The organism is Marinobacter sp. KM021, assembly GCF_050707965.1.
Lineage (GTDB): Bacteria > Pseudomonadota > Gammaproteobacteria > Pseudomonadales > Oleiphilaceae > Marinobacter > Marinobacter shengliensis.
Genome location: NZ_CP136129.1, coordinates 640304 through 666874 on the forward strand (window position 1 = coordinate 640304; position 26571 = coordinate 666874).

Annotated in this window: 30 protein-coding genes; 26 read left to right on the forward strand and 4 right to left on the reverse strand. The window is 58.2% G+C overall.

The window, feature by feature from the left end:
- Nucleotides 1-51 precede the first annotated feature (51 nt).
- Genes RVM24_RS03040 through flhB form a run of 8 tightly spaced genes read left to right on the forward strand, consistent with a single transcriptional unit; the run spans nucleotide 52 to nucleotide 5510 of the window.
- Nucleotides 52-552, forward strand: a complete 501-nt coding sequence (locus RVM24_RS03040) for a flagellar basal body-associated FliL family protein (RefSeq protein ID WP_072677665.1) — start codon at nucleotides 52-54, stop codon at nucleotides 550-552.
- A 40-nt stretch (nucleotides 553-592) separates the two neighbouring features.
- The gene (gene fliM / locus RVM24_RS03045; protein ID WP_431474940.1) at nucleotides 593-1591 is read left to right on the forward strand and encodes a flagellar motor switch protein FliM; all 999 of its coding nucleotides are present in this window, start codon (nucleotides 593-595) and stop codon (nucleotides 1589-1591) included.
- Complete coding sequence (gene fliN, locus RVM24_RS03050) at nucleotides 1584-2087, forward strand: flagellar motor switch protein FliN (RefSeq protein ID WP_058090165.1); 504 nt, start codon at nucleotides 1584-1586, stop codon at nucleotides 2085-2087. Before fliM ends, fliN begins: the two co-directional genes overlap by 8 nt.
- A gap of 1 nt (nucleotide 2088) precedes the next feature.
- The gene (fliO, locus tag RVM24_RS03055; protein WP_431474941.1) at nucleotides 2089-2535 is read left to right on the forward strand and encodes a flagellar biosynthetic protein FliO; all 447 of its coding nucleotides are present in this window, start codon (nucleotides 2089-2091) and stop codon (nucleotides 2533-2535) included.
- A 4-nt stretch (nucleotides 2536-2539) separates the two neighbouring features.
- Nucleotides 2540-3301, forward strand: a complete 762-nt coding sequence (gene fliP / locus RVM24_RS03060) for a flagellar type III secretion system pore protein FliP (protein ID WP_106695403.1) — start codon at nucleotides 2540-2542, stop codon at nucleotides 3299-3301.
- 10 nt (nucleotides 3302-3311) lie between these two features.
- Nucleotides 3312-3581: a flagellar biosynthesis protein FliQ gene (fliQ, locus tag RVM24_RS03065; protein ID WP_431474942.1), complete on the forward strand. Its 270-nt coding sequence runs from the start codon at nucleotides 3312-3314 to the stop codon at nucleotides 3579-3581.
- A 4-nt stretch (nucleotides 3582-3585) separates the two neighbouring features.
- Nucleotides 3586-4371 (forward strand): flagellar biosynthetic protein FliR, encoded by a 786-nt coding sequence (fliR, locus tag RVM24_RS03070; RefSeq protein ID WP_072677661.1) that lies wholly within the window; start codon nucleotides 3586-3588, stop codon nucleotides 4369-4371.
- Nucleotides 4372-4373: 2 nt separating this feature from the next.
- Nucleotides 4374-5510, forward strand: coding sequence for a flagellar biosynthesis protein FlhB (gene flhB, locus RVM24_RS03075; protein WP_431474943.1), 1137 nt, complete (start codon nucleotides 4374-4376; stop codon nucleotides 5508-5510).
- A gap of 244 nt (nucleotides 5511-5754) precedes the next feature.
- On the opposite strand, the gene RVM24_RS03080 is transcribed toward flhB, so the two are convergent.
- Together RVM24_RS03080 and upp are read right to left on the reverse strand one after the other, a co-directional pair.
- Nucleotides 5755-7008 (reverse strand): uracil-xanthine permease family protein, encoded by a 1254-nt coding sequence (locus RVM24_RS03080; protein WP_106695408.1) that lies wholly within the window; start codon nucleotides 7006-7008, stop codon nucleotides 5755-5757.
- A gap of 2 nt (nucleotides 7009-7010) precedes the next feature.
- Nucleotides 7011-7649, reverse strand: coding sequence for a uracil phosphoribosyltransferase (upp, locus tag RVM24_RS03085; RefSeq protein ID WP_106695409.1), 639 nt, complete (start codon nucleotides 7647-7649; stop codon nucleotides 7011-7013).
- Nucleotides 7650-7874: 225 nt separating this feature from the next.
- Between upp and flhA the strand changes: the two genes are divergently transcribed.
- The 14 genes from flhA to RVM24_RS03155 all read left to right on the forward strand — a co-directional run bounded on the left by flhA (nucleotide 7875) and on the right by RVM24_RS03155 (nucleotide 22179).
- On the forward strand, nucleotides 7875-10049 hold the full coding sequence (gene flhA / locus RVM24_RS03090; RefSeq protein ID WP_106695410.1) for a flagellar biosynthesis protein FlhA: 2175 nt from the start codon (nucleotides 7875-7877) through the stop codon (nucleotides 10047-10049).
- 57 nt (nucleotides 10050-10106) lie between these two features.
- A complete protein-coding gene (flhF, locus tag RVM24_RS03095) occupies nucleotides 10107-11423 on the forward strand; it encodes a flagellar biosynthesis protein FlhF (RefSeq protein WP_061331816.1) in 1317 nt (438 codons plus the stop codon).
- Between the two features lie 70 nt (nucleotides 11424-11493).
- On the forward strand, nucleotides 11494-12306 hold the full coding sequence (locus RVM24_RS03100; RefSeq protein WP_058090155.1) for a MinD/ParA family protein: 813 nt from the start codon (nucleotides 11494-11496) through the stop codon (nucleotides 12304-12306).
- A gap of 32 nt (nucleotides 12307-12338) precedes the next feature.
- On the forward strand, nucleotides 12339-13082 hold the full coding sequence (locus tag RVM24_RS03105) for an RNA polymerase sigma factor FliA (protein ID WP_061331817.1): 744 nt from the start codon (nucleotides 12339-12341) through the stop codon (nucleotides 13080-13082).
- Nucleotides 13083-13241: 159 nt separating this feature from the next.
- Nucleotides 13242-13625, forward strand: a complete 384-nt coding sequence (gene cheY / locus RVM24_RS03110; RefSeq protein ID WP_011785448.1) for a chemotaxis response regulator CheY — start codon at nucleotides 13242-13244, stop codon at nucleotides 13623-13625.
- 20 nt (nucleotides 13626-13645) lie between these two features.
- Nucleotides 13646-14431, forward strand: coding sequence for a protein phosphatase CheZ (locus tag RVM24_RS03115; protein WP_106696002.1), 786 nt, complete (start codon nucleotides 13646-13648; stop codon nucleotides 14429-14431).
- A 20-nt stretch (nucleotides 14432-14451) separates the two neighbouring features.
- The gene (locus RVM24_RS03120; protein WP_431474944.1) at nucleotides 14452-16545 is read left to right on the forward strand and encodes a chemotaxis protein CheA; all 2094 of its coding nucleotides are present in this window, start codon (nucleotides 14452-14454) and stop codon (nucleotides 16543-16545) included.
- A 44-nt stretch (nucleotides 16546-16589) separates the two neighbouring features.
- On the forward strand, nucleotides 16590-17756 hold the full coding sequence (locus RVM24_RS03125) for a protein-glutamate methylesterase/protein-glutamine glutaminase (protein WP_431474945.1): 1167 nt from the start codon (nucleotides 16590-16592) through the stop codon (nucleotides 17754-17756).
- Complete coding sequence (locus tag RVM24_RS03130) at nucleotides 17756-18496, forward strand: flagellar motor protein (protein WP_061331820.1); 741 nt, start codon at nucleotides 17756-17758, stop codon at nucleotides 18494-18496. The genes RVM24_RS03125 and RVM24_RS03130 overlap by 1 nt, the downstream gene beginning before the upstream one ends.
- A gap of 17 nt (nucleotides 18497-18513) precedes the next feature.
- On the forward strand, nucleotides 18514-19296 hold the full coding sequence (gene motD / locus RVM24_RS03135; RefSeq protein WP_431474946.1) for a flagellar motor protein MotD: 783 nt from the start codon (nucleotides 18514-18516) through the stop codon (nucleotides 19294-19296).
- 187 nt (nucleotides 19297-19483) lie between these two features.
- On the forward strand, nucleotides 19484-20281 hold the full coding sequence (locus RVM24_RS03140; RefSeq protein ID WP_072677650.1) for a ParA family protein: 798 nt from the start codon (nucleotides 19484-19486) through the stop codon (nucleotides 20279-20281).
- The gene (locus tag RVM24_RS03145; RefSeq protein WP_431474947.1) at nucleotides 20274-21077 is read left to right on the forward strand and encodes a chemotaxis protein CheW; all 804 of its coding nucleotides are present in this window, start codon (nucleotides 20274-20276) and stop codon (nucleotides 21075-21077) included. Before RVM24_RS03140 ends, RVM24_RS03145 begins: the two co-directional genes overlap by 8 nt.
- Before the next feature lie 155 nt (nucleotides 21078-21232).
- The gene (locus RVM24_RS03150; protein ID WP_431474948.1) at nucleotides 21233-21721 is read left to right on the forward strand and encodes a chemotaxis protein CheW; all 489 of its coding nucleotides are present in this window, start codon (nucleotides 21233-21235) and stop codon (nucleotides 21719-21721) included.
- A 65-nt stretch (nucleotides 21722-21786) separates the two neighbouring features.
- Nucleotides 21787-22179, forward strand: coding sequence for a DUF2802 domain-containing protein (locus tag RVM24_RS03155; RefSeq protein WP_061331825.1), 393 nt, complete (start codon nucleotides 21787-21789; stop codon nucleotides 22177-22179).
- A gap of 176 nt (nucleotides 22180-22355) precedes the next feature.
- On the opposite strand, the gene RVM24_RS03160 is transcribed toward RVM24_RS03155, so the two are convergent.
- On the reverse strand, nucleotides 22356-22634 hold the full coding sequence (locus RVM24_RS03160; protein WP_230714296.1) for an EscU/YscU/HrcU family type III secretion system export apparatus switch protein: 279 nt from the start codon (nucleotides 22632-22634) through the stop codon (nucleotides 22356-22358).
- Nucleotides 22631-24028: a flagellar hook-length control protein FliK gene (locus tag RVM24_RS03165; protein ID WP_431474949.1), complete on the reverse strand. Its 1398-nt coding sequence runs from the start codon at nucleotides 24026-24028 to the stop codon at nucleotides 22631-22633. Before RVM24_RS03165 ends, RVM24_RS03160 begins: the two co-directional genes overlap by 4 nt.
- A 135-nt stretch (nucleotides 24029-24163) precedes the next feature.
- Between RVM24_RS03165 and ccmA the strand changes: the two genes are divergently transcribed.
- From ccmA to ccmD, 4 genes are read left to right on the forward strand one after another with little or no spacing between them, the layout of a single operon-like run.
- Nucleotides 24164-24799, forward strand: coding sequence for a cytochrome c biogenesis heme-transporting ATPase CcmA (gene ccmA / locus RVM24_RS03170; RefSeq protein WP_106695419.1), 636 nt, complete (start codon nucleotides 24164-24166; stop codon nucleotides 24797-24799).
- A complete protein-coding gene (gene ccmB, locus RVM24_RS03175) occupies nucleotides 24792-25517 on the forward strand; it encodes a heme exporter protein CcmB (protein ID WP_230714292.1) in 726 nt (241 codons plus the stop codon). The genes ccmA and ccmB overlap by 8 nt, the downstream gene beginning before the upstream one ends.
- Nucleotides 25518-25576: 59 nt before the next feature.
- On the forward strand, nucleotides 25577-26320 hold the full coding sequence (gene ccmC, locus RVM24_RS03180) for a heme ABC transporter permease CcmC (RefSeq protein ID WP_431474950.1): 744 nt from the start codon (nucleotides 25577-25579) through the stop codon (nucleotides 26318-26320).
- A gap of 36 nt (nucleotides 26321-26356) precedes the next feature.
- The gene (ccmD, locus tag RVM24_RS03185) at nucleotides 26357-26560 is read left to right on the forward strand and encodes a heme exporter protein CcmD (protein ID WP_431475391.1); all 204 of its coding nucleotides are present in this window, start codon (nucleotides 26357-26359) and stop codon (nucleotides 26558-26560) included.
- Nucleotides 26561-26571: the final 11 nt, after the last annotated feature.

Sequence of the window (26571 nt, forward strand, 5' to 3'; positions counted from 1 at the left end):
AAAGTCAGGTGCAGATTGCCTGACTGACAAAAAACTGACAAAGCGGACATTATGGCTGAGAACACTGCTGCACCGGCACCCGCCAAGAAAGGTAAACTGAAGCTCATCATCATGCTGGTGGTGATCATTGTTCTGGCGGTTGCGCTTTCGGTCGTTGGAACGCTCTGGTTCCTCGGGGGGGGCCTTCCGGGTGGCGATGAGGGAGAGCGAGCTTCGCAGGCAGAGCCGGCCTTTGTCGCCAGCAGCTATATTGACCTGGAGCGCCCTCTGGTGACGACAGTTCAGGCCCAGGGGCGCCAGCGTTACGCCCAGGTTCACCTGTCACTTGAAGCGTCGGACCCAACTGCCCTGGCTGCGGCGGAAACGCACATGCCGTTGATTCGCAGCCAACTGGTGATGGTTCTGGGCAGCAGTGAATTCAATGAGCTGCAAACGCCGGAAGGGCGGTCAGCTCTCGCTGGGCAGTTACTAGCGACCGTCAATCAGGTGCTTGAGGAAGAAGGCGAACCGTCGATCAAGCGGGTGCTATTCAGAAACTTTGTAGTGCAATAGGTACCCGATCGGGTAAACGAATCTCAGGGCAGGGTCAGGTATGCAGGATTTATTGTCACAGGACGAAATTGATGCGCTTCTCCACGGTGTGGATGACGGTGACATAGATACCTATGAAGAGACTGATGAAACCGGTGTAAAGACCTACGACCTGGCCAGTCAGGACCGTATCGTCCGTGGCCGTATGCCCACCCTTGAAATGATCAACGAGCGGTTTGCCCGCTACACCCGCATCAGCCTGTTCAACCTTTTACGCCGGAATGCTGACGTCTCCACCGGTGGCGTGCAGATCATGAAGTTCGGTGAATATATTCACACCCTGTATGTGCCCACCAGTCTCAACCTGTGCAAGGTACGCCCGCTGCGTGGCACCTCTCTGTTCGTTCTCGACGCCAAGCTGGTGTTCAAGCTGGTGGATAACTTCTTCGGCGGGGAGGGCAGGCACGCCAAGATTGAGGGCCGAGAATTCACGCCCACCGAAACCCGCATTGTCCAGATGGTGCTGAACCAGGTTTTCCACGACATGAAAGAAGCCTGGCATGCGGTCCTGCAGGTGGAATTCGAATACCTGAGCTCGGAAGTGAACCCGGCGATGGCCAATATTGTCAGCCCGAGTGAAGTGGTGGTGGTCAGTACCTTCCATATCGAACTGGATGGCGGTGGTGGCGAGCTGCACTTTGCCTTGCCTTATTCCATGATTGAGCCCATTCGGGATGTGCTCGATGCCGGGGTGCAGAGCGATATCGACGATGTTGACGAGCGCTGGGTTAACGCCCTGCAGGAAGACATCAAGGAAGTGAACGTTCCGATCAATACAACGGTTTGCCGGCGCAGGATTTCCCTCCGGGATATTGCCAGGATGAAGGCGGGAGATGTGATTCCTGTGGAGGTACCCGAGCATTTGACGGTCACCGCTAACGGAATTCCGATCTACAAGGCCACACTTGGAACCCGTGACGGAAAGCTGGCGCTGAGAATTCATGGGCGGGCGACATTGCCCAAGGTTAAGAAACAACTGAAGGTGGGACGCAATGGCTGAGGACGACAAGAAAGACGATAAGGAGCTCAGCGAAGACGAAAAGCTGGCTGCTGAGTGGGAAGCTGCCATGGAGGAAACCGGCGGTTCCGAAGAGAGCGATGCGGATGGCCGTGAGGACGAATGGGCAGCCGCCATGGCCGAAGCCGAGGGAGCTGATGAGCCCGGGCAGGATGTCCGCGCCGCCCCGATGGAAGAATTCCCTGACGATGCAGGTATGGGTGGCAGCGGGGAGGCACCGGATATCGACGTTATCCTCGATATTCCAGTGACCATTTCCATGGAAGTGGGCAACACCCAGATTCCAATCCGTAACCTGCTGCAGCTTAACCAGGGCTCTGTGATCGAGCTGGACAGACTGGCGGGTGAGCCGCTGGATGTGCTGGTGAATGGCACCTTGATTGCCCACGGCGAGGTTGTGATGGTGAACGAAAAGTTCGGTATCCGCCTGACCGATGTGATCAGCCCGGGTGAGCGCATCAAACGGTTGCAGAAGTAACATGGTGCGATTTCTGAACGGCCTGTTGCCTCTTGTTTTTGCTGCTCCAGCATTCGCCGAGGAGGCCAGTGCACCCGCTCGGGACGCTGGCCGAAACGCGCCGGATACCCTGGGGACCATTGTCAGCCTGGGCCTCGGATTGCTGGCGGTTGTCGCGGTGATCTACGGCTGTGCCTGGCTGATCCGGCGTATGAACGGCATGACCGGTATGAACAACAACGCGATCAAGGTGGTCTCTGTGCTGGCCATCGGGGCCCGGGAGCGGATCGCCCTGGTGGAGGTGGGTGGCCAACAGATTTTGCTGGGCATTACCCCTTCCACCATTCGAACCCTGCAGGTGTTCGACCAGCCGGTTGTGGATTCCGCCAACCCTCCAACCGGTGAGTTTGCCCGCCGGTTACAGGGCATGATCGGCAAGTCCTGGTCGGCACCGGAAAGGAAAGACTGACGCTATGACCGTGGCCCTGCTCAAACGCTGTCTGCCATTGCTTGTGCTGTTCCCCGGGTTGTTGCTGGCGCCTGCGGCTTTTGCCGACCTGCCAGGCATTCCGGCCTTTACGGTGCAGCCTGGAGAAAACGGAACCGAGGAATACTCGGTAACCCTGCAAATCCTGGCGCTGATGACAGCGCTGACCTTCCTGCCCGCCATGTTGATGATGATGACATCGTTCACCCGCATCATCGTGGTCTTCGCCATTCTTCGGCAGGCCCTGGGCTTGCAGGCAACGCCATCCAACCAGATTCTGCTGGGCTTGGCTCTGTTCCTGAGTATTTTTATCATGAAGCCGGTACTGGAAGAGGCCAATCGGGTGGGGCTGCAGCCCTACATGCAGGAAGAGGTCACTTCCCTGGAGGCGGTGGAGCTGGCCAGTCAGCCGTTCCGCCGGTTTATGCTAGAGCAGACGCGGGAGTCCGATCTCGCGCTGTTTATGCGCATCGCCGATGTGCAGTATGAAACCCCCGAAGACGTTTCTTTCTGGGTGCTGATGCCGGCATTCGTGACCAGTGAACTCAAGACGGCGTTTCAGATCGGGTTTATTCTGTTCATACCCTTTCTCATTATCGATATGGTGGTGGCCAGTGTTCTGATGGCCATGGGTATGATGATGCTGTCACCCATCATCATCTCTTTGCCATTCAAAATCATGCTCTTTGTTCTGGTGGATGGCTGGGCCCTGATCATGGGCACCCTTGCCGCCAGTTACGGGATATAGGAGGCCAACCATGACCCCTGAAACCGTGATCGATATTTTGCGCGAAGCGCTCTGGATGATTGTGTTGCTTGCCGCAGTTATTATCGGGCCGGGCCTGGTGATCGGTCTGGTGGTGAGTACCTTCCAGGCCGCCACCCAGATCAATGAGCAAACCCTGAGTTTCTTGCCCCGTCTGTTGGTAACACTCATCGTGATCATTGTCTGGGGACCCTGGATGCTTACCCTGTTGCTGGATCATGCCAATCGTCTGATATCCAGTATTCCTTTCCTGATCGGCTGACGGGATGGTACCGGCGGAGTTCAGCGCAGACCTGATCGGCCAGTGGGTAGGCCAACACCTGTGGCCGCTGTTTCGGCTGGCCAGTTTTTTGATGGTCATTCCCATTTTCGGTACCCAACTGGTGCCCGCGCGGGTGCGGCTTGGGCTTGCCCTGCTGATGACCGTGCTTATTGCTCCATTGATTCCCGAAGTCCCTCAGGTTGAGGCATTCAGTGCGGATGCCGTGGTGATCACGCTGCAGCAAATTCTGATTGGTGTCGGTTTGGGTTTTGCCCTGACAGCCCTGTGGCAACTGTTCGTTATCGCCGGCCAGATGATTGCCATGCAGATGGGGCTTGGCTTTGCCTCCATGATGGACCCGGCCAACGGCGTCAACGTGCCGGTACTGGCGCAAATCTACACCATCACCATCACTCTGTTGTTTCTCGCCATGAACGGACACCTGGTGGCTTTCGAGGTGTTTATCGAAAGCTTCTACATCATGCCCATTGGAATGGAAGGGCTTGGTCAGGCGGGCGTGTGGGACCTTGCCCACCGGATCAGCTGGATGTTCGTGTCTGCCATTCTGCTGGCGCTGCCGGCGGTGACGGCGGTATTCATCGTTAACATATCGTTTGGCGTGATGACCCGCGCCGCCCCGCAGATGAACATTTTTGCCCTCGGTTTCCCCATTGGCCTGATTTTTGGATTGTTTGCTATCTGGGTGCTGCACGCCAATTTTCTGCCGCACTTTGAGCAATACACCCGGGAAACCTTCGATTTCATGCGACAGCTGCAAGGGCAACCATAGCCATGGCTGAAGAGAACGATAACAGCCAGGAAAAAACCGAAGAGCCGACCCCCCGACGACTTGAGAAAGCCAAGGAGGACGGCCAGACTGCTCGTTCGAAAGAGCTGGCCACCATGGCGGTATTGTTGGCGGGAGCAAGTGGCCTGTTGATGTTCGGCGGTAGTCTCGGCAATACCCTTGAAGGCATCATGCGGGATGCCTTTGTGATCGAACGTGCCGCGATCTACGACACCCGTCATATGAGTGTTCAGCTCATTCTATCCGCCAAGGCGGCTGCGTTTGCGTTGTCGCCGATTCTGATCATGCTTCTGGTGGCGGCGATCGCAGGCTCCATCGGCATTGGTGGCCTGCTGTTCAGCGCCAAGGCCATCGCGCCAAAGGGCAGCCGCATGAATCCCATCAAGGGCCTTGGGCGCATGTTCTCGATGCGTTCCCTGATCGAACTGGTCAAGGCGATCGCCAAGGTGGGGTTGGTGCTTGCGGTGGCGATCCTGATTCTCAACCTTCGTACCGAAGACCTGCTTGCCATCGCAGAGGAGCCGATAGTCCCGGCCATGGCCCATGTGGTTTGGACCTTGGGCTGGAGTTTCCTGATCCTGTCCTGCGCTACCATCGTCATCGCCATGATTGATGTACCGTTCCAGATCTACGATCACCAGAAGAAGCTGCGCATGACCAAGCAGGAGGTGAAGGACGAGTACAAAGACACGGAAGGCAAGCCAGAGGTAAAGGGCAAGATTCGCCAGCTGCAGCGTGAGATGGCCCAGCGCCGGATGATGCAGGATGTGCCGACAGCCGATGTGGTGATTACCAACCCTACCCACTATGCGGTGGCGTTAAAGTACAACCAGGATTCGATGGGTGCGCCGGTGGTGGTGGCCAAGGGGGCGGATGAGATTGCCTTCAAGATTATGGAGATTGCCCGTGAGCACAAGGTGGAGATCCTGCGGACGCCGCCGCTGACCCGGGCGGTGTATCACAACACCGATGTGGGGCAGGAGATTCCCGATGGTTTGTACATGGCCATTGCGCAGGTGCTGGCCTATGTGTTTCAGCTTCGGCAGTTCCGCAAGGGGCGCGGGGCCAAACCAGGTATGCCTGATTTTCCGATTCCGCCGGAGATGCGGCGCGATATCTGATATTGGAGTTTGGTTCTTATTGTAGCCTGATCGTTTGGCGCGGCGAGCCGTCGGCATGGCCTCCCAAAAAACGCTACGAGCTCATCCATGAGCGCTTCGCTCCGGCCATCCATGGCCTTCGAGATTTTTGGGAGGCCATGCCGACGGCTCGCGACAGAATTGGCCAGTATAGGAATCAAGAAGCCTTTTAAGTCGGTAAGGCGGGCCAGGCCGAGCTTTATGTCGACCTGACCGGTTTCATTGCTTAAGCCTTGGGCTCCTGAATCCGCTTACCCCAGGCTTCTTTCTCGCCTGGCAGGATCAGGTTCAAGGCGATCGCGACAACCGCGCACAGAGCAATACCTTCCAGCGTTCCAATCACCATGTTGCCGATACCGAACACCAGGGTTACGCCAACGATCACCAGGTTACGGGACTGGGACAGGTCTACCTGGTGGCGGATCAGGGTGTTCAGGCCGACCACGGCGATGGAGCCGAACAGCAGGCACAGGATGCCGCCCATAACCGGAACCGGGATGGTCTGCAGGGCTGCACCGAACTTGCCGACGAAGGCCAGGACGATGGCCGTACCGGCGGCCCACCACATCACTTTCGGGTTGAAGTTTCGGGTCAGCATCACGGCGCCGGTGACTTCTGAGTAAGTGGTGTTGGGCGGTCCACCGAGCATGGAGGCGGCGCTGGTGGCCAGGCCGTCGCCCAGCAGAGTGCGGTGCAAACCGGGTTTTTGCAGGTAGTTTTTGCGGGTGACGTTGCCGATGGCCAGTACGTCACCGATGTGTTCGATGGCCGGGGCAATGGCGACCGGGATCATGAACAGGATGGCGCCCCAGCTGAAGGCGGGGGCGACGAAGTTGGGGACGGCAAACCAGGGGGCTTCCTGGACCGGGGTAATGTCTACAATGCCGGCGAACCAGGACAGGGTGTAGCCAACGATAACGCCAAACATGATCGGGATCAGCCGGAAGATGCCCTTGGCCCAGACCGACATGACGATGGTGACGGCCAGGGAGATCATGGCGATGACGATGGCGGTGTTGTAGGGCACCAGTTCGGCGGCGCCGTCTCCGGTGCGGCCAGAGGCCATATGCACCGCCACAGATGCCAGTCCCAGGCCGATGGTCATAATCACCGGGGCGATGACCACCGGCGGCAGCAGGCGGGTGACAAAGCCCGTGCCCCGTGCCCGCACGGCGCCGGCCAGGATGATGTACAGGATGCCGGCCGCCATCAGGCCACCAAGAGTTTCCTCCAGCCCGAAGCGGCCCTTGGCGGCGATGATCGGCGCGATGAAGGCAAAGGATGAGGCCAGGAAAATGGGGATCTGGCCGCCGGTGACCACGTGGAAAATCAGGGTGCCGACGCCAGCGGTAAACAGCGCCACGTTGGGGTCCAGCCCGGTGATCAGGGGCATTAATACCAGGGCGCCGAAGGCGACCAGGAGCATCTGGGAGCCGGCTAATGCCTGCTTCCACACGGGTTCATGGGTGTGTTCCTGCATGCTCAGACGTCCTTCTGCTTGGTGCCGAAGATTTTGTCACCGGCATCACCCAGGCCAGGCAGGATGTAGCCTTTCTCGTTCAGGCGCTCATCAACCGAGGCGGTGTAGATGGAAACGTCTGGGTGTTTTTCCAGCACTTTCTCGACGCCTTCCGGCGCGGCCACCAGCACCAGGGCCCGAATTTCGGTGCTGCCGGCTTTCTTGAGCAGGTCGATGGTGGAGATCATGGAACCACCGGTGGCCAGCATCGGGTCGATAATCAGAGCCATGCGCTGGTCCAGCTCGCCCACCAATTTTTCCAGGTAGGTTTCAGCTTCCAGGGTGTCTTCGTTGCGGATCTGGCCCACTACGCTCACTCTTGCCACCGGGATCAGGCTCAGCACGCCGTCGAGCATGCCCAGGCCAGCGCGCAGAATCGGCACGATGGTGACTTTCTTGCCGTGAATCTGTTCCACGGTCACCGGCCCGGCCCAGCCATCAATGGTTTTTTCCTGCAGGTTGAAGTCTTTAGTCGCCTCGTAGGTCAGAAGTGCGCCAACTTCCTGTGCCAGTTCACGAAAATTCTTGGTGCTGATGTCGGCGCGGCGCATCAGGCCGAGTTTATGGCGGATCAGGGGGTGCTTCACTTCGTGGATCGGCATTGGGGTCACCTGTGTGTTCGAATGTTCGGGCTTGATTTCGGATGCAATAAATGGCGCAAGGATACCGTATCTGGGCGCCCGCGTCAGGCGCTGGTCGTGCGGTAAATATCAAAAACTGTAAGGCCTGGTACGGTTCTTGCGATAACTCTCCCAGATTGGCGCGCCGCGTCAGATTTTCGACCCTGACAGTTCTGAAAAGCACGGCAGAGCGGAGAAGTATCCAGCATGGACAGAGCGTTAGTTCTGAGTAACGTCAAAACCCTGACGCGGGGCAGTATCGGTATTCCACTGATGCTTATGGGCTTGTTGGGCATGATGATCCTGCCCATGCCGGCCTTCCTGCTGGACGTGTTCTTTACCTTCAACATCACCTTGTCCATCGTCATTCTGCTGGTGTGTGTGTACGCGCTTCGGCCGATGGAGTTCGCGTCGTTCCCGACGGTACTGCTGGTTGCCACGCTCCTGCGCCTGGGGTTGAACGTTGCCTCTACCCGGATTGTCCTGCTCAACGGTCACGAAGGTGGTGATGCTGCCGGTAAGGTGATCGAATCGTTCGGTGAGGTTCTGATTGGCGGGAACTATGCGGTTGGTCTGGTGGTGTTTGCCATCCTGATGATCATCAACTTCCTGGTAGTCACCAAGGGTGCCGGCCGGGTGTCGGAAGTCAGTGCCCGTTTTACCCTGGACGCCATGCCCGGCAAACAGATGGCCATTGATGCGGATTTGAACGCGGGCCTGATCAACCAGGACGAGGCCAAAAGCCGCCGTTCGGAGATTGCCCAGGAAGCGGATTTCTATGGGTCCATGGATGGTGCGTCCAAGTTTGTAAAGGGCGATGCCATTGCGGGGTTGCTGATTCTTGCGATCAATATCATTGGTGGTATCTCGATCGGCATGCTCCAGCATGGCCTGGACTTTGGCCTGGCGATGCAGCGGTACGCGCTGCTGACCATTGGTGACGGCCTGGTTGCCCAGATTCCATCACTGTTGCTGTCTACTTCCGCTGCCATCATGGTAACGCGGGTAACGGCCAGCCAGGACATGGGCGGGCAGATCATTCATCAGATGTTCAACGCGCCCAAGGCCATCGGTATTGCCGCAGTCATCCTGATTATCCTGGGTCTGATTCCGGGCATGCCCCATGTTGCCTTCCTGGGATTGGGCAGCCTTGCCGCCGGTGCGGCCTGGCTGATCTGGAAAAAGCAAAGCCAGACTGTGGAAGAAGAGGGCGTTTACGCCGGTCGTGGCGGCATGGCTGGTGGAGCGCCCCGTGCCGGTGGCGAGGTGGTTCAGGATCGGTCCGGCGCAGAAGGACAGGCGCTGCCGGCGCCCGGTGAAACCCGGGAGCTGGGCTGGGATGATGTGGCGACCGTTGACATCGTTGGTCTGGAAGTGGGCTACCGGCTGATTCCTCTGGTCGATAAATCCCAGGGCGGGCAGCTGCTCAGTCGCATCAAGGGGGTTCGGAAAAAACTGTCTCAGGATCTGGGTTTCCTGATGCCGTCAGTGCACATTCGGGACAATCTGGACCTGATGCCAAACGTCTACCGCATTACCCTGATGGGTGTGACCATTGCCGAGGCGGAGATTCACCCGGAACGTGAGCTGGCCATTGATCCGGGCCAGGTGTTTGGCAAGGTGGAAGGCATTGCAGGCAAAGATCCGGCCTTTGGCCTGGATGCCATCTGGATTGAGCCAGACAAGAAAGACCAGGCCCAGACCCTGGGCTATACCGTGGTGGATGCCAGCACGGTGGTGGCTACCCACCTTAACCAGATTCTGCAAAAGCACGCCCATGAACTTATCGGCCATGAAGAGGCCCAGAAGTGGCTGGACCAGTTGGAGAAAATGGCTCCGAAACTGGCGGAGGAGCTGGTGCCTACGACGATTTCCGTGAGCGTCCTGCTGCGGGTACTGCAGAACCTGCTCCGGGAAGAAGTGCCGGTCAGGGATATGCGCTCCATTGCCGAGGCCATTGTTAACGTGCACCCCAGAAGCCAGGACCCGAAACTGTTGACCACCCTGGCTCGCCAGGCGCTTCGCCGAATGATCGTTCAGAGCATCTGTGGCAACGATGCCGAGATTCCGGTGATCACTCTGGATCCCGATCTGGAACAGTTATTGCTTAAGTCTGTTCAGCAGAGTCAACAATCCGGCGGACAGGAAGATATTGGCCTGGTGCTTGAGCCCAACATGGTGGAAAAGCTGCAGCGGTCTCTTCAGGACAGTGTTCAGCGCCAGGAAATGCTGGGCAAGCCGGCGATTCTTCTGGTTTCCGGGCCCTTGCGGCCAGTGCTGGCAAAGTTTGCCAGTTATGGGGTAGAGCGTTTGCATGTGCTCTCGTACCAGGAAATTCCGGATAACAAACAGATCACGATAGTCGCCTCTGTTGGCCAGTAAGGCCGGCAGGGCAAGGCGAACACCCGATTCGGGCACGCCGGTGGAGGATGAAGCGTTATGAAAGTACAACGGTTTTTTGCAAAGACCATGGCCGAAGCCCTGAAACAGGTCAGTCATGAGATGGGGCCGGATGCCGTTATTTTGTCCAATCGCCGGGTGGACGGAGGCGTCGAAATTGTGACGGCCCTGGACTATGACGAAAATATGGCACGCCAGCGCCTTGGCGAGAAAGCGGCACAGGCCACCAACGGCTCGCGCCTGGCGGAGCTGCAGGCAGACCAGCATCGTCGGTTGGAAGAAGAGTTGAACCGATCGCGCAGTCGCATTCGCGAAGTGCGGGAGAAGCGGGCGGGTGTCGGCGCGGAATATGATCGTGCACTGGCTGATGATCGGCCGGCTGCCGACTGGTCAGGTGAGTTGGCTGGTGGATCGACCTCGGTGGGCAATGCGGGTGGCCGACCAGAGGCGGGCTACTCGGATGAGTTGGCGAGCATGAGAGCGGAAATCAACTCCCTGAGAGAGATGGTCAGCGGCCGTACCTCGGTACCCGAGAAGCCTGCAGTCGCGGCATCCAATGCGGTTCAGCAGAGGCTTGCAGAGCGGCTGCAGGAATTTGGCCTGGGCGCGGAGCTGGCAACCTCTCTGTCCCGTCAGCATCGCGCCGGCAGGTTGGAAGACGGTTGGAAGCAATCCCTGAAGATGCTGGCCACCGGCGTACGTACCGCTCGGGAACACTGGCTTGAGGCCGGCGGCGTCTATGCGCTGGTGGGGCCAACCGGGTCTGGGAAGACCACCACCATTGGCAAGCTGGCAGCCCAATATGTACTGGAGCACGGGCCGGATTCCCTGGCTTTGGTCACCACCGATCGCTACCGGGTGGCAGCCCATGAACAGCTGTTTGTGTTTGGCCGTATCCTCAATGTTCCGGTCCGGGTTGTGGACGAGAGTCATTCCCTGGATGACATTCTGGACGAATTGTCAGACCGGCACCTGGTTCTGATTGATACTGCCGGGCTGACCAGCTCGGATCGCGGTTATCAGGAACAGCTGGCGGAGTTGGCCCGGAGCGATCACAATATCCGTACCCATCTGGTCGTGTCTGCCACCAGCCAGCCGCGCATCATGAAATCCGTGTGGCATTGCTATAAGATGGCAAACCTTGCAGGCTGCGTGATGACCAAAATTGACGAAGCGCTGACACTGGGTGAGTCTTTGGGCTTTGTCATGGAAACCGGCCTGCCAGTGGCATGGTATACCGATGGCCAGAAGATTCCCGAAGACCTGCACCGGGCAGAGGCCATTCCTCTGGTGCGGTTGGGCGTAGAACGCCTGAAAACAATGCAGCACGGCCAGGCCGTTGCAGAAGGGGCCTGAGGCCCGGTGGTACAGCCGGTGCGCTGCCGTTTGTGCCCACACAAGAACGCAGTAAGAGACTGATAACAGTATGAGCAGACCACATCCGGTTCAGGTGATTGCGGTTACCGGCGGCAAGGGCGGTGTCGGCAAGAGTAATGTGTCCGTCAACCTCGGTATCGCGCTGGCCCAGAAAGGCCGGCGGGTGGTGTTGCTGGATGCAGACCTTGGCCTTGCCAATATCGACGTGCTGTTGGGCATTACCGCCAATCGCAATCTGCAGGATGTGCTCAGTGGCGAGTGCGACCTCAAGGACGTTCTGGTCAACGGCCCGGGTGGTATCAAGATTGTCCCCGCATCGTCCGGCACCCAGCGTATGACCCAGTTGAGCCCGATGGAACATGCAGGGCTGATCAACGCCTTCAGCGAGCTGGGTGACCAGATTGATGTGCTGATTGTTGACACAGCAGCCGGTATTTCCGAGTCGGTCGTCAGTTTCCTGCGGGCCTCCCAGGAATTGCTGCTGGTGGTGTGCGATGAGCCTACCTCCATTACCGATGCCTATGCCCTGATCAAACTGATGAATCGCGACTACGGCACCAACCGTTTCCGTATTCTGGCGAATCAGGTGCGAAATGAGCAGGAAGGCCGGCATCTGTATGAAAAACTGACCCGTGTCACCGAGCGTTTCCTTGATGTAGCACTACAATATGTAGGTATCGTGCCTTACGACGAAGCCGTCAAAAAAGCCGTTCAGCGGCAGCGGGCCGTTCTGGATGCCTATCCACGGGCTAAGGCGTCGCTGGCGATCCGTGCCCTGGCAGAGAAAGTGGACAGCTGGCCGCTGCCATCATCGCCAAGAGGGCATCTGGAGTTTTTCGTGGAGCGGCTCGTCGAAGTCTGATCTGAATCCAGTCCTATAAGAAAACCGGATACATGACATTGGCGAAAAACCTGGGAATCTACCATCAGGCTGGCGCAAAAGGCCCCTCTCAGCTGATTGAGGAGCATGCGCCGCTGGTCAAGAAAATCGCCCTTCATCTGATGGCCCGTTTGCCGGCCTCGGTTCAGCTTGAAGACCTCATGCAGGCCGGCATGATTGGCCTGCTGGAAGCTGCACAACGCTATTCCACCGGCAAGGGTGCCACCTTTGAAACCTACGCAGGCATTCGTATCCGCGGTGCCATGGTGGATGAAATCCGCAAGGGCGACTGGGTTCCCCGCTCCGTTCACCGCAATGCCCGCCGTATCGCGGCAGCCATCAAAACGGTTGAAGACCGCACCGGGCGCGAGGCCCAGGATGTCGATGTTGCCGAAGAGCTGGGCATTGACCTGTCGGAATATCATGCGTCCCTGGCAGACGCCAACAGTGGCCGACTTTTTAGCCTTGATGAGCTCAATGAATCCGGAGAGCTGCCGATAGAAGAAACAGAGGCCAGCGATAATCCCCTGGATGGCATTGCATCAAATGCATTCCAGAAAAGCCTGGCAGAGGCAATCGAAGAGCTTCCTGAGCGAGAAAAGCTGGTGTTGAGCCTCTACTACCAGGAAGAGCTCAACCTGAAGGAAATCGGCGCGGTGCTGGGCGTCAGCGAGAGCCGGGTCAGCCAGATTCATAGCCAGGCGGCCCTTCGTCTCAGGGGGCGGTTGTCCGATTGGCGGGAAGACGAGCCAGAATAAACCGGGCCGGCGCTGACCGCGCGGCGCGTAACTGTGTAGATTTTGGTAACCGGCGCTTTACAACGCGGCCAAACACCACACAATAAGCGGTTAAAGCAGCGGCCTGCTAGACTTTCAAAAGGCTTAATGAAATCCGGGTGTTACTGACTGGAGGTCCCATTGGACAAAAACATGAAAATTCTCATTGTGGATGACTTTTCCACAATGCGGCGAATCATCAAGAATCTGCTGCGCGATCTTGGCTTCACCAATACGGATGAAGCGGACGATGGCAACACTGCATTGCCCATGCTCAGGAGCGGCAAGTACGACTTCCTGGTGACCGACTGGAACATGCCTGGCATGTCGGGTTTTGATCTGCTCAAGGCGGTGCGGGCAGACGAGAACCTGAAGAACCTGCCGGTGCTGATGGTAACCGCGGAGGCCAAGCGTGACCAGATTGTGGCGGCGGCGCAGGCCGGCGTTAACGGGTACGTCGTCAAACCGTTTACCGCTGCCGTTCTCAAGGAAAAGATTGAGAAGATCTTCGAGCGAATCCAGTAACCAGAGGTCGGATGGCTGTCATGACTGACAAGAACGAGAACCATCAGGGCCTCGACCCGGAGGTAACCGAAAAGCTCCAGCAGCAAAGCTCCGAACTGGCCGAATGCATCAGTTCCGGCGATTACGCCCGTGCGATGTCGGTGATCAACGAGCTTAGTGAAGTTCGCGACCAGAGCCTCTATCGGGAAGTGGGGCGGTTGACCCGGAGCCTGCACGAGGCTATCCGAAATTTTCAGATAGACGCCCGCAGTGCCGAGCAGAAAGAAGCCTTGTCCAAGATGTCCGATGCCTCGGATCGGCTGGCCTACGTTGTCCAGATGACCAGCCAGGCGGCCAATCGCACCATGGACCTGGTCGAAGAAAGCATGCCGGTGGCGCATACCATGCGCGACGAAGCGACCGCCCTGCGAGACGAATGGCAGCGGTTGCGCCGTCGGGAAATGGAGCCGGCAGAATTCCGGGAGCTGTACGGCCGCATTGATCGCTTCTTTGCGGGCCTGGCCACAGATTCCGATACCCTGTACAGCAACCTGTCAGAAATCCTTCTGGCCCAGGACTTCCAGGATCTTACCGGGCAGGTTATCCAGAAAGTAACGGCTCTTGTGAAAGAAGTCGAAGAGAACCTGCTTGGCCTGGTGGTGATGGCCAGCCACGTGGACCAGCTCACCGGCACCGTGCACCAGATTGAAGAAAAAGAAGAATCGGCCGAAAAAGGGGTAGGGCCTCAGATCAAGGCTGAGGAGCGTGATGATGTAGTTTCGGGGCAGGACGACGTTGATGACCTGTTATCCAGTCTCGGTTTCTGAACGATTATAGAGGGTGACGCATGGCGTTTGATGCCGACGAAGAGATCCTGCAGGACTTCCTGGTTGAAGCCGGCGAGATTCTCGAAAAGCTGTCCGAGCAGCTGGTAGATCTTGAGCAGCATCCGGATGACAGCAACCTGCTCAACGCCATCTTCCGTGGTTTCCACACGGTCAAGGGCGGTGCCGGGTTCCTGCAGCTCGAAGCGCTGGTCAACTGCTGTCACTCTGCGGAAAATGTGTTCGATATCCTCCGCAACCACAAGCGCAAGGTCACCTCCGAATTGATGGACGTGGTGCTGGAAGCTCTGGACCACGTCAACGCCATGTTTGATCAGGTTCGTAACCGTGAAGAGCCGACTCCGGCTCCGGACGAATTGATCGCTGCGCTGGATGAACTTGCCAAGCCGGAAGGCGACACGGCAGCGCCGGCACCGGCAACGCCAGAACCCGAACCTGCCGCCGGTGCGGGCAATGATTCCGGCGATATTACCGACGAAGAGTTTGAGCAACTGCTGGATGCCCTGGCCGATGAAAAAGGTGCAGAGCAACAGCCGGCGGCCGCACCGGAAAACACCTCCGCCAACGACGCCGGGTCAGACGGCGACGAGATCACCGACGACGAATTTGAAGCCCTGCTGGACCAGTTGCATGGTAAAGGCCAGTTTGCTGGCCCCCCGGTTGTTGAAAACGACACCCCGCCGGAGCCGGAACCAGAAGAGCCGGAAAAATCATCCACTGGTGATGATCTGATCACCGATGACGAGTTTGAAAACCTGCTGGATGAGCTGCATGGCAAAGGCAAGAGCCCTGGTGCGGCCCCCGCAGCGGAGACCAAACCTGAGCCTGCGGCCAAGCCTGAGCCAAAGAAGCCGGAACCAAAACAACCGGAACCCGCCAGGCAGGAAGCCAAGCCGGCAGCCCCCTCCGCCCCGGCAAGAGATGCGGCGCCCGCAGCCGAGACCACCGTGCGGGTGGATACCAAGCGCCTTGACGACATCATGAATATGGTGGGTGAGCTGGTACTGGTCCGTAATCGCCTGCAGCGCCTGGGCTCCGAGAGCGAAGATGAACATATGCACAAGGCGGTCGCCAACCTCGACGTGGTGACCACCGATTTGCAGGCGGCGGTCATGCAGACCCGCATGCAACCGATCAAAAAGGTATTCGGGCGCTTCCCACGGGTGGTACGAGACCTGGCCCGAGGGCTGAAGAAAGAAATCAACCTGGTGATGCACGGGGAAGAAACCGACCTGGACAAGAACCTGGTCGAAGCGCTGTCCGACCCGCTGGTTCACCTGGTCAGAAACTCCGTTGATCATGGCATTGAAATGCCAGAGGTGCGGGAAAAGGCCGGTAAGCCCCGTGCAGGCACTGTGACCCTGTCTGCGGAACAGGAGGGGGATCATATCCTGCTTTCCATCTCTGACGATGGCGCGGGTATGAACCCTGATGTTCTGCGCCGAAAAGCGGTGGAGAAAGGACTGTACGACCAGGACGCCGCAGATCGACTGACCGATAACGAGTGTTTTAACCTGATTTTTGCCGCCGGTTTCTCGACCAAGGAACAGATATCCGATGTTTCTGGCCGAGGCGTGGGCATGGACGTGGTGAAAACCAAGATCGGCCAACTTAACGGCCAGATCAACATCGTGTCTGAACAGGGCAAGGGCACCAGCATTATTATCAAGGTGCCGCTCACCCTGGCGATCATGCCTACGCTGATGATCATGCTGGGCGATCAGTCTTTCGCCTTGCCCCTGGTGAACGTGGTTGAAATTTTCCATCTGGATCTGTCGAAAACGAACATCGTCGATGGCCGGGAATGCATTGTGGTGCGTGACAAGGTATTCCCGCTGTTCCACATCAAGCGCTGGCTGGTACATGGCGCGGCTGGTCAGAAAGAGCCGGAAAACGCCCATGTGGTGATTGTGGCCATGGGTACAAAGCAGGTCGGGTTCGTGGTGGACCAGCTGATCGGCCAGGAAGAGGTGGTGATCAAGCCCCTGGGGCGGGCGTTACAGGGTACGCCCGGTATGGCCGGGGCCACCATCACCGGTGACGGCCGCATTGCCCTGATTATTGACGTACCCAGCCTTCTTCAACATTACGGTTAGCGGTACCGGGGCAGATAACATGCAGGATTGTTTAGGAGAAATGGATGACAGTTTCTGTCCTGGTCGTTGATGATTCAGGGTTCTTTCGCAAACGGCTGACGGAAATCCTCACGGCCTCGGGGCAAATTGAGGTTGTTGGTGCGGCAACCAATGGCCGTGAAGGGGTGGAGCTGGCCGAAAAGCTGCGCCCTGATGTGATTACCATGGACTACGAAATGCCCGTGATGGATGGTATTTCGGCGGTTCGTGAAATCATGAAAAAGCACCCGACCCCGGTGTTGATGTTCTCATCTCTGACGTATGAGGGTGCGCGGGTTACTCTGGATGCCCTGGAAGCCGGGGCAGTGGACTTCCTGCCCAAGAACTTCGAGGAAATTGCCCGGGATACCAGCCAACTTCAGAAAATCCTCATCGATCGGATTCTTGACGTGGCCGGCAGCAAGCCCAGCGGTCGTTCTGCGGCCCCGGCTGCACGCCCGGCAGCTCCGCGTCCCGGGGTTACGCGCCCGGCTGCCCCGCAGCCTCCAGAGCGGCCCGCCAGACCGGTAACCCGCGACCGCTCAGCCCCGGCTCCAGTCCAGCCAGAGCCGACCCGCGAGCCGGAAACTCCAAGACGGCCCTCCCGGAAAGCCGCACCAAGACATTACAGCTTGGTTGCAATTGGCACTTCCACGGGAGGACCGGTTGCGTTACAGAAGGTCTTGACCGCGCTGCCGGCCTCTTTCCCGGCTCCCATTGTGCTGGTTCAGCACATGCCTGCCAGCTTTACCCCGGCTTTTGCCGAGCGCCTGAACAAACTTTGCCGTATTCAGGTCAAGCAGGCCGAAGATGGCGATATCCTGAAGCCTGGCCATGCCTTGTTGGCGCCTGGCGGCAAGCAGATGATGATCGAAAATCGTGGCGGTCAGGCGAGAGTCAGGATCCTGCCGGGTGACGAACGGCTGAATTACAAACCCTGTGTGGATGTCACTTTCGGTTCTCTTGCCCGAAGCTTCCCGGGGAAAACCCTGGGCGTCATCCTGACGGGAATGGGAGCAGACGGTAAGGAAGGCTGCCGGATGATGAAGCAGTCTGGCTCAGTGGTCTGGTCCCAGGATGAGAAATCCTCGGTCATCTACGGCATGCCCATGGCCGTTGCCAAGGCCGGATTGAGTGACGAAATCCTGCCGCTTGATGAAGTTGGCCCCCGGCTGGTTGAAGGCGTGAGCTGATGGATATTCTGAGCCTGCTGGGTATCATCCTTGCGTTTGTAGCCATCCTGGGTGGCAACCTGCTGGAAGGTGGTGCGGTCGGGTCCCTGTTCAACGGGCCCGCCGGGCTGATTGTGGTTGGGGGCACACTGGCGGCCACCATTCTGCAAACCTCCTGGCCCATGCTCAAGCGGGCCATGGCGCAGATTCGCTGGGTATTCGTACCGCCCTATATCAGCCTGGAAGATGGTATTGGCAAGGTCATCGACTGGAGCGTCAAAGCTCGTAAGCAGGGTTTGCTGGGCCTTGAAGGCCTGGCAGAGCGGGAGCCGGAGAAATTTGCCCGCAAGGGGCTGCAATTGCTGGTTGATGGCGCTGAGCCGGAAGCCATCCGCAGCATTATGGAAGTGGATCTGGAATCCCGTGAGCAGCGGGATCTTGAGGCGGCGCGTATCTATGAAGCCATGGGTGGTTATTCGCCGACGATCGGTATCATTGGGGCGGTCATGGGCCTGATTCAGGTGATGACCAACCTTGAAGACCCGCAGTCTCTGGGTAGCGGCATTGCCACCGCGTTTGTAGCCACCATCTACGGCGTGGCCCTGGCCAACCTGCTGTTTTTCCCTGTCGCCAACAAGTTGCGAAGTATCGTCAAGGAACGTACCCGCTACGAAGACATGATGATCGATGGCATCATCGCCATCGCTGAGGGTGAGAACCCGAAATCCATTGAACTGAGGCTGCGGGGCTTCCTGCAGTAATCAGGACGGACTAGCCTATGCGTCGGCGCAGACAACCCCAGGATGACCTGCACAATAAGGAGCGTTGGCTGATCTCCTATGCGGATTTCATCACGCTTCTGTTCGCTTTTTTTGTTGTCATGTACTCGGTGTCTTCCGTTAACGAGGGTAAATACAAAGTTCTGTCCGAAACCCTGACAGGCGTGTTTAACGCCCCCCAGCGCTCGGTGCAGCCTGTCCAGGTGGGCGACCAGCCACTGCGGGTCCCGACCAGTTCACCAGAAGACGTTATTCCCCCGCCGGTCACCGAGGCGCCGCGCAATCCTCAACTGGATGCCGAAAGCCGCACACAAGCCCTCAGAACCATGGCAGATCAACTGACTATGGAGTTTGATGAACTGATCAGCCAGGGCGTGGTCAGCCTGGAAACCAATGAACAGTGGTTGGAACTCAACCTGCCAAACAGCATGCTGTTCAGTAGTGGCGACGCCGAACCTCACTATGACGCATTCCAGGTGATCGAGAAGATCGCGACGGTGCTTCGCAACCGGGATAATGCCATCAAGGTGGAGGGGTTTACCGATAACCAGCCAATCAGAACCAGCCGGTTTCCATCCAATTGGGAGCTTTCCAGCGCCAGGGCATCGGCCGTGGCTCGTATGTTGATGATGGAAGGTGTAGAGCCCGAACGTCTGGCGGCGGTGGGTTACGGCCAGTACCAGCCGGTAGCGAGAAACGACACCGAGGAAGGGCGGCGCCGTAATCGCCGGGTTGTGCTTCTGATTTCCCGAGACGCCAGTATTCGTGGTGCCGTTCGCTAATCTGCCGGTGGCAGATGCGTATGGCCGAACTGGCACGCTTCCTGTATTACAGTCTTTTTATCATCCGGATCGGCAAAGGCTTGCCGCGTAAAACGGACAGCGGACAGTCAAGTTTCGGGCCCGCGTGCCGATATGGTCAGTAGCGGCCGGTATTTCCGTCGGGCATAGCCAAACTGGAGTGACAAGAGTGCGAATCTGGGCTGTAGCCAATCAAAAAGGTGGTGTAGGTAAGACAACCTCGGTGGTAGCCCTGGGCGGGTTGTTGGCCGAACGCGGCAAACGCGTGCTGGTGGTCGACCTGGACCCCCATGGCTCTCTGACCAGCTGGTTCGGGTATGACCCCGATTCGCTGGCACATAGCGTCTTCGATCTGTTCCAGCACCAGGGCAAGGTGCCGGATGGCTTGCCTGCCCAGCTGATTACCGAGACCAGTTGTCCGAATCTGTCGTTGCTGCCGGCCAGCACAGCCCTGGCCACCCTTGAGCGACGGATGATTGGCGTGGAGGGGATGGGGTTGATTGTTTCCCGGGCCCTGGCGCAACTCTGGGATGACTTTGACTACGTGATACTGGACAACACCCCGTCGTTGGGCGTGTTGATGGTCAATGCCCTGGCGGCGGCCCAGCACCTGATCATTCCGGTACAGACCGAGTTCCTGGCGATCAAGGGCCTGGAGCGCATGCTGCACACCTTGCAAATGATCATGCGTTCCCAGAAGAACGAATTGGCGTACACCATTGTGCCCACGCTCTACGATCGCCGTACCCAGGCCTCAGTGAAGAGCCTGAATCTGTTGCGTAAAACCTACGGCGATAAGCTCTGGCGTTTTGCCATTCCGGTGGACACCAAGTTCCGGGATGCCAGCCAGGCCGGTGTTATTCCATCGGCACTGGATGCAGACACCCATGGCGTTCGAGCCTACCGGCACCTGCTTGACGATGTTCTGGCGTTAACCGCTACCGCGAAGGAGCGGCGGCATGGCTGACAAAAAAATGGCACAGCTGGCCACGCCTGATGCGGCGATCGCCAGCTACCTCGACGAACTTCTGCACACGGCAACCAGCAGTGCCCAGGTGCAAGAACCCGAAAAGGTTCAGCCTGCGCCGGAACCCAAGACCGAAACCAGAGCCAGAGTCCGGGAAAAAGCGGCCGAGATAGTGAAACGGGAGCCTGCCCCGGTTATCGAGAAGGCGCCGCCCGCACCGCCGGTGTCCGCTGAGGTTGTGCTGCCTCAGGTGCAAGAGGTTCGGCAGCCGGAGGTCGCAGTGGCAACCACCCCGGAGCCGGTGCCAGCCAGCACGGAACCGCCGACCCGGCCAGAGTGGTCCCATGGGCCGTTTGAGTGCCTGATTTTTACGGTGGCGGGCCTGCAGCTTGCGGTACCCCTGGTCCTGCTTGGTGCCATTCATCGGATTGAAGAAGAAATCCGGCCCATTCCCGGCAGCCCCCGGTGGTACATGGGCATTCGCCCGGATCGTGACCATAATCTGCGGGTGGTCGACACCGCAGAATGGATTATGGCTGGGCGGGTTCCTGCCGGTGCCCGTGATAATTATCGGTTTGTGATCCGTCTGGATGACAGCGATTGGGGCCTGGCCTGTGACGATGTTGCCCAATCGTTCACCCTCAAGCCAGATGAGGTTCGCTGGCGCACCGCGCGTAGCAAGCGGCCCTGGCTGGCTGGAACCGTGATTGATCACATGTGCGCGTTGATTGATGTCAGAACCATGGCGCATCTGTTGGTGAGAGCCGAGCGGGAGCACCATCTGGATCTGAGTTGAGGTGACCGCGTACAGGCGGAAACTGTACAGATTGGTTACTGAAAGAAACCGTGCAAGGCTGGCACGGTTTGTGCCCTTAACTATAGTATTGGGCACTGATGATGAATTTTTGACGATCAGGTTGCCCGCCGGGCAGCCGAGAAGGAGAGAGCGCTATGGCATCCCCGAGCGGACAAGTAAATCAGGCCCAGGATGATCAGGTACTGCAGTACGTGACCTTCCGCCTGGATGATGAGACCTACGGCATCAACGTGATGCAAATCCAGGAAGTACTTCGGTATACCGAGATTGCTCCGGTACCGGGTGCCCCGGATTACGTGCTGGGCATCATCAACCTGCGGGGCAACGTGGTTACGGTTATTGACACCCGTCGGCGCTTCGGCCTGGCGGACGCAGAAGTGACGGATGCCACGCGAATTGTAGTGATGGAATCCTCCAGCCAGGTCATGGGTATTCTGGTGGATTCAGTGGCGGAGGTGGTCTATCTCAAGGCCAGTGAAATTGAAACTGCACCGAACGTGGGTAACGAGGAAAGTGCCAAGTTTATCCTGGGCGTGTGCAACAAGAATGGCGAGCTGATTATTCTCGTCGAGTTCGACAAAATGTTGTCAGACCACGAGTGGGCTGAAATCGCATCGCTGTAAGGGCCTCTCCTTCCAGCGCTCCCGATGGACGTCTTCCGTGGTGACACACAAGGGAGACGTCTGTCATGAGTTATACCATTCCTTCCTGGCTCCCCTGGGGCCTGACTGCAGTCGCGATTGGCCTGGTCCTGGTTCAGGGTGTCATCCACGGGCGTCAGATCAGCGCATTGCGGGCTTCAACAAAACAGCGATGCGACACCCTGGGCCGTGAATTGCACGCTACGACCAGCGGCAGCATGGGCGTCGGCCAGCGCCTGGTGGCCTGCGAACGGCAACTGCACGAATTGCGTAATGCCCTGGATGAAATGCGCCAGAACGACCCACTGAGAATTTCCTACGACGAAGCAGCGCGCCTGGTTGATCTTGGTGCAGATATAGACGATCTTATGAATACGTGCGGAATATCCCGCCCCGAGGCCGAACTGGTGTCAGCACTGAAGAAACGTCAGGCGGCCTGATCCAAAGCTGTCACAGGCGCTGGTGGTCGTTTTGTAGGATGGCGGCAAACCGGTGTGCCTGGAAGGCCGGGCGGACATCGGTTTCAGCTTTGCCGATGCCATGCGAGCGTTGGTACGGGAAGAGCCGGATGTCATTCTGGTAGGCGAAATCCGGGGCCGGGAGACGGCTCTGGAAGTTATTCGGGCCTCCGGCCCCGAATATGGAACGCGAAAGCGAGTATTTCTGCAATCACCCGGTAAAGCTCTTCCGGGATTTCCTCGTTCAACGACAGTCTGGCGAGAATGCTGGCCAACTCGGTATTTTCATACAGCGGCACGTCGTGCTCCCTGGCGATGCGGATAATCTCTTCCGCCAGTTCCCAGGTCCCGGTTGCTGCGATAACCGGTGCCCGCTCGCCTTCGTATTTCAGGGCGACGGCTGCCGGTATGGCCGTGTCAGTCTGTTTGTTCTTCATGCCTTGGTGTCCACCAGTCGGTGTTCCAGTCGGGTTTGTGTACGCTGGGGGCTGCCGCGCCGGCAATCCAGGTCTTTTACCTCCAGCCCCAGGTCGGCCAGGCTCTGCCGAAGCAGCGGCAGTTCTTCGTGTACCTGGCGCAGGGTGCTCTGCTTTTCCGCCCACACCTGTGCACTGACGGATGGATACCGGAAAGAAACGTCGAAGTGCAGAGGCCCGGCCTCGTCCAGATCCATGGAAAGCGCCAGTCGCCATTCACTGACAGTGGCATGACCGGTGGTTCTGGCAGACTCCTCGCCCCTTTCATATTGTTCCAGCCGCAGTTGTGCCATTCGTGGTTCCTGCTGCGGCGTCAGCCAGGGCAATTCGATCAGTAGTGTGTTGATGGGTGTGCCGGGTTCGGCACCGGCCCTGGCAGTAAGCACCTGGCTATGGAGTTGATTGACGGTAATCCGGTTCAGCATGCCGGCCAGCAGGCGCAGGGCCTGTGCCACCGATATAGGTTCGGCAGTGCTGGATGATGAAGAAGCAGTGAAATTCGGGAATTGCAGAGGGGATTGAACCAGGTCGTGACTGGCAAGGGGGGTCAGCCGATTGAAGTGTTCGGGCCCCTGGCCCTGTGCAGCCAGGAGTGCGCCTGCAACCCGAGCCAGGGCCAGCTTCAGATCGGTCGGCGAACCCTGGGCCTGGCTGGAATGCAACAACCTGGATTCTGCGAAAACACCACTTTCGGTTAGCCATTGTCGGACCTGTTGGGCAATACCATCGGTCTTGCCCACGCCGGGTGCCAGGGCATCCGAGCGGGGCAGGCTGGCAAGCAGGTTCTGCAGTTGTTGCTGGGCCAGGGCAGGCAAGGGCTGGGTGGCATTCCCGGCCGGTGGTTGGCCAGGCTGTAGCCCAGGCTTCAATCCACTGGTCAGGCTTTGCAGCAGTTGCCCGAGCCCGGCCTGCAAATTCTGTTGCCAGGGCAGCCTCTGGGCCAGTGCCCGCGCAATACTGGCATCTGGCCCCGGGGCCAGTTTGCCAAGCAGTCGCAGCTCGTTGCCGGCCCGCATCACCTTGATCAGATCGCCCGCGGACAGGCCCGCGGAATCCGGGCCGGTCGACACCGCCAGGGCACGGCCACGCAACTCCAGAAGCAGCTCATGGCCACCACCTTTCTGTTGAATAATGTCGGCCACCCGGGCCAGGGCGGTTTCGTTATTGCTGAGCCGGAGTTGCATTAGCTGCTGCTGTGCAGATTTGAGCGGGTCTGCCCGGGGCACAGACGTTGCACCGTCCCGAAGTTCAGGGGTAGCCTGCCCGGAGGAGCCCCGGGCCGCTGGCGCGTCCGGTGTTTTGACTGGAGGTTGTCCGCCGTTCAGCTTCATTGTCATGGATTTGATGTCGGGCAAGAGTATTCCGGTAACGCTTTCGTTATAATACGCCGCGCTGGCTGTGAATGCCGTGATTTCATGTTGGTACCTGCGTGACCTTCATCCATGCACCCGATGCCTGCTGCGCATCCTTCGTCCTGAAACGGGGCCACGATGTCCGAGCCGTTACTACAGGCGGTTGATCTCGAGTGTGAACGGGATGAGCGTCTGTTGTTCCAAAACCTGTCTTTCTCCATAGTGCCCGGTACGCTCACCCGTGTCGAGGGCCCCAATGGCTCAGGTAAAACCACTCTGTTACGTATTCTCGCGGGTTTGAACGATGCCTGGTCTGGAGACATTCTGTGGTGCGGGCAACCCCGGGGGCATGATCGCGAGTCGTTTCACCGAAACACCCTGTACCTGGGTCATCGGCCTGGTATCAAACCATTGCTGACACCGATGGAAAACCTGCGGGCACTGATGGCGGGACGCCGCCCGGTCAATGACGAGGTGTTGGCCCAGGCCCTGGCCGGCACTGGCCTGGCGGGGTATGAACATGTTCCCTGTCGCAACCTCTCGGCAGGCCAGCAGCGGCGGGTCGCGCTGGCCCGGTTGCTGATTGCCGACGAACCCCTGTGGTTGCTGGACGAAGTATTTACTGCCATCGACGCGGATGGCGTTCAGGCCATTGAAACCCTGCTCAAGCAACGAGCGGCAGAGGGCGGCGCCATTCTGGTCACCACCCACCATGACCTTCAGGTTGAGGGGATGGGGCGTATTACCCTGGGTGGGGGGCAGTGTGATGAATAGCTCGGCTCACCCTTTGATAAAACCGGTGGAACAGGGCGTCGGGCCGCTCAGTGCCATGGTGGCGGTATTTGCTCGTGATGTCCGGGTCGCATTCCGGCAGCGGCAGGATTTGCTTAATCCTCTTTTGTTTTTCGTCATGGTTGTCACCCTGTTTCCCCTGGGTGTCAGCCCCGAGATAGGATTTCTGAAACAGTCTGGGGCGGGCATTCTCTGGGTGGCAGCGTTGTTGTCGGTGTTGCTGTCCCTTGATCATCTGTTCCGGCACGACTTTGATGACGGCACCCTGGAGCAGCTCGTGTTGCAGCCACAGCCCCTGTTCCTGCTTATCCTGGCAAAAACACTGGCGCACTGGATGCTCACAGGCCTGCCGCTGGTGATATTGACCCCGGTTTTGGGTGTTATGGTGCATCTGGACGGGAACTCTGTTGCAATTCTGTGTCTAACGCTGCTGATCGGCACACCGGTGCTCAGCCTGATCGGTTCCATTGGTGCGGCATTAACACTTGGGCTGCGCTCTGCGGGCGTGCTCTTGTCATTACTGATTATTCCGCTGTACATTCCCGTGCTGATTTTCGGTACCGGCACGGTGGCAGCGGCGGCAGAAGGTGCGCCGGTGGCCGGCTACCTGGCCCTGATGGGGGCATTTCTGGTGCTGGCCCTGACATTGGCCCCGTTCGCTTCCGCGGCAGCGTTGCGGATCAGTATGTCCAACAGTTAAACGCTCCGGGTGCGCCCGCCGGCAAAACGAACAGTGAACAGTAAGACGGTGACCAACTGATGTGGCAATGGTTTCACAAATTGGGTTCCCCCAAGTGGTTCTTCGGGATTGCGACCCGGTTTATGCCCTGGCTCCTTACCGGTGGTTTGCTCCTTCTGGTGGCAGGTTTGGTGTGGGGATTGGCATTTGCGCCGAAGGACTACTTACAGGGTAACAGCTACCGGATTATCTTCATTCATGTGCCCAGCTCCTTCCTGGCCCAGTCCATCTATGTCTCTATGGCGATCGCTGCGGTGGTGACTCTGGTATGGCGTATGAAACTGGCAGATGTGTTTGTTAAAGCCATAGCGCCGGTTGGGCTTGTATTCACGTTCCTGTCGCTGTTTACCGGCGCTGTCTGGGGCAAGCCGACCTGGGGCACCTGGTGGGTGTGGGATGCCCGCCTGACCTCTATGCTGATTCTGCTGTTCCTTTACGGTGGCGCCATTGCCCTGGACCGGGCCATTAATGATGAAAAGTCTGCCGCCCGTGCTGTTGCCGTTCTGCTTCTGGTGGGGGTAGTAAATATCCCGATTATCCAATACTCCGTGGAGTGGTGGAATACACTGCACCAGCCTTCTACGTTCAAGCTGACCGAAAAGCCGGCCATGCCCATGGAAATGTGGATGCCGTTGCTGCTCTCTGTGTTGGGCCTTTACCTGCTGTTCGGCTGGTTCGCCTGTATCAGAATGAAAACCGAGATCCTGATTCGGGAACAGAAAACCCGGTGGGTAAAAGAGATGGTCCTGGCAGGAAGGAAATAACCGATGGCGTTTGATTCATTCTCAGCATTTATTGCGATGGAAGGCCACGGACCCTACGTGTGGGTATGTTATGCGGTCTTTGCCGTTCTGCTAGGTGGTTTGATGATCTGGTCAGTGAAGCGAAATCGAGTGGCCCTCGAGGACTGCCAGCGCAGGCATGAGACAGAAAGCCGGGCATCTGCCAGGGCACCGGGCAAAGCATCGGCCACCTTTACCCGAGTTGAAATTCCCCAAGACTGAAGAGCAGGTAA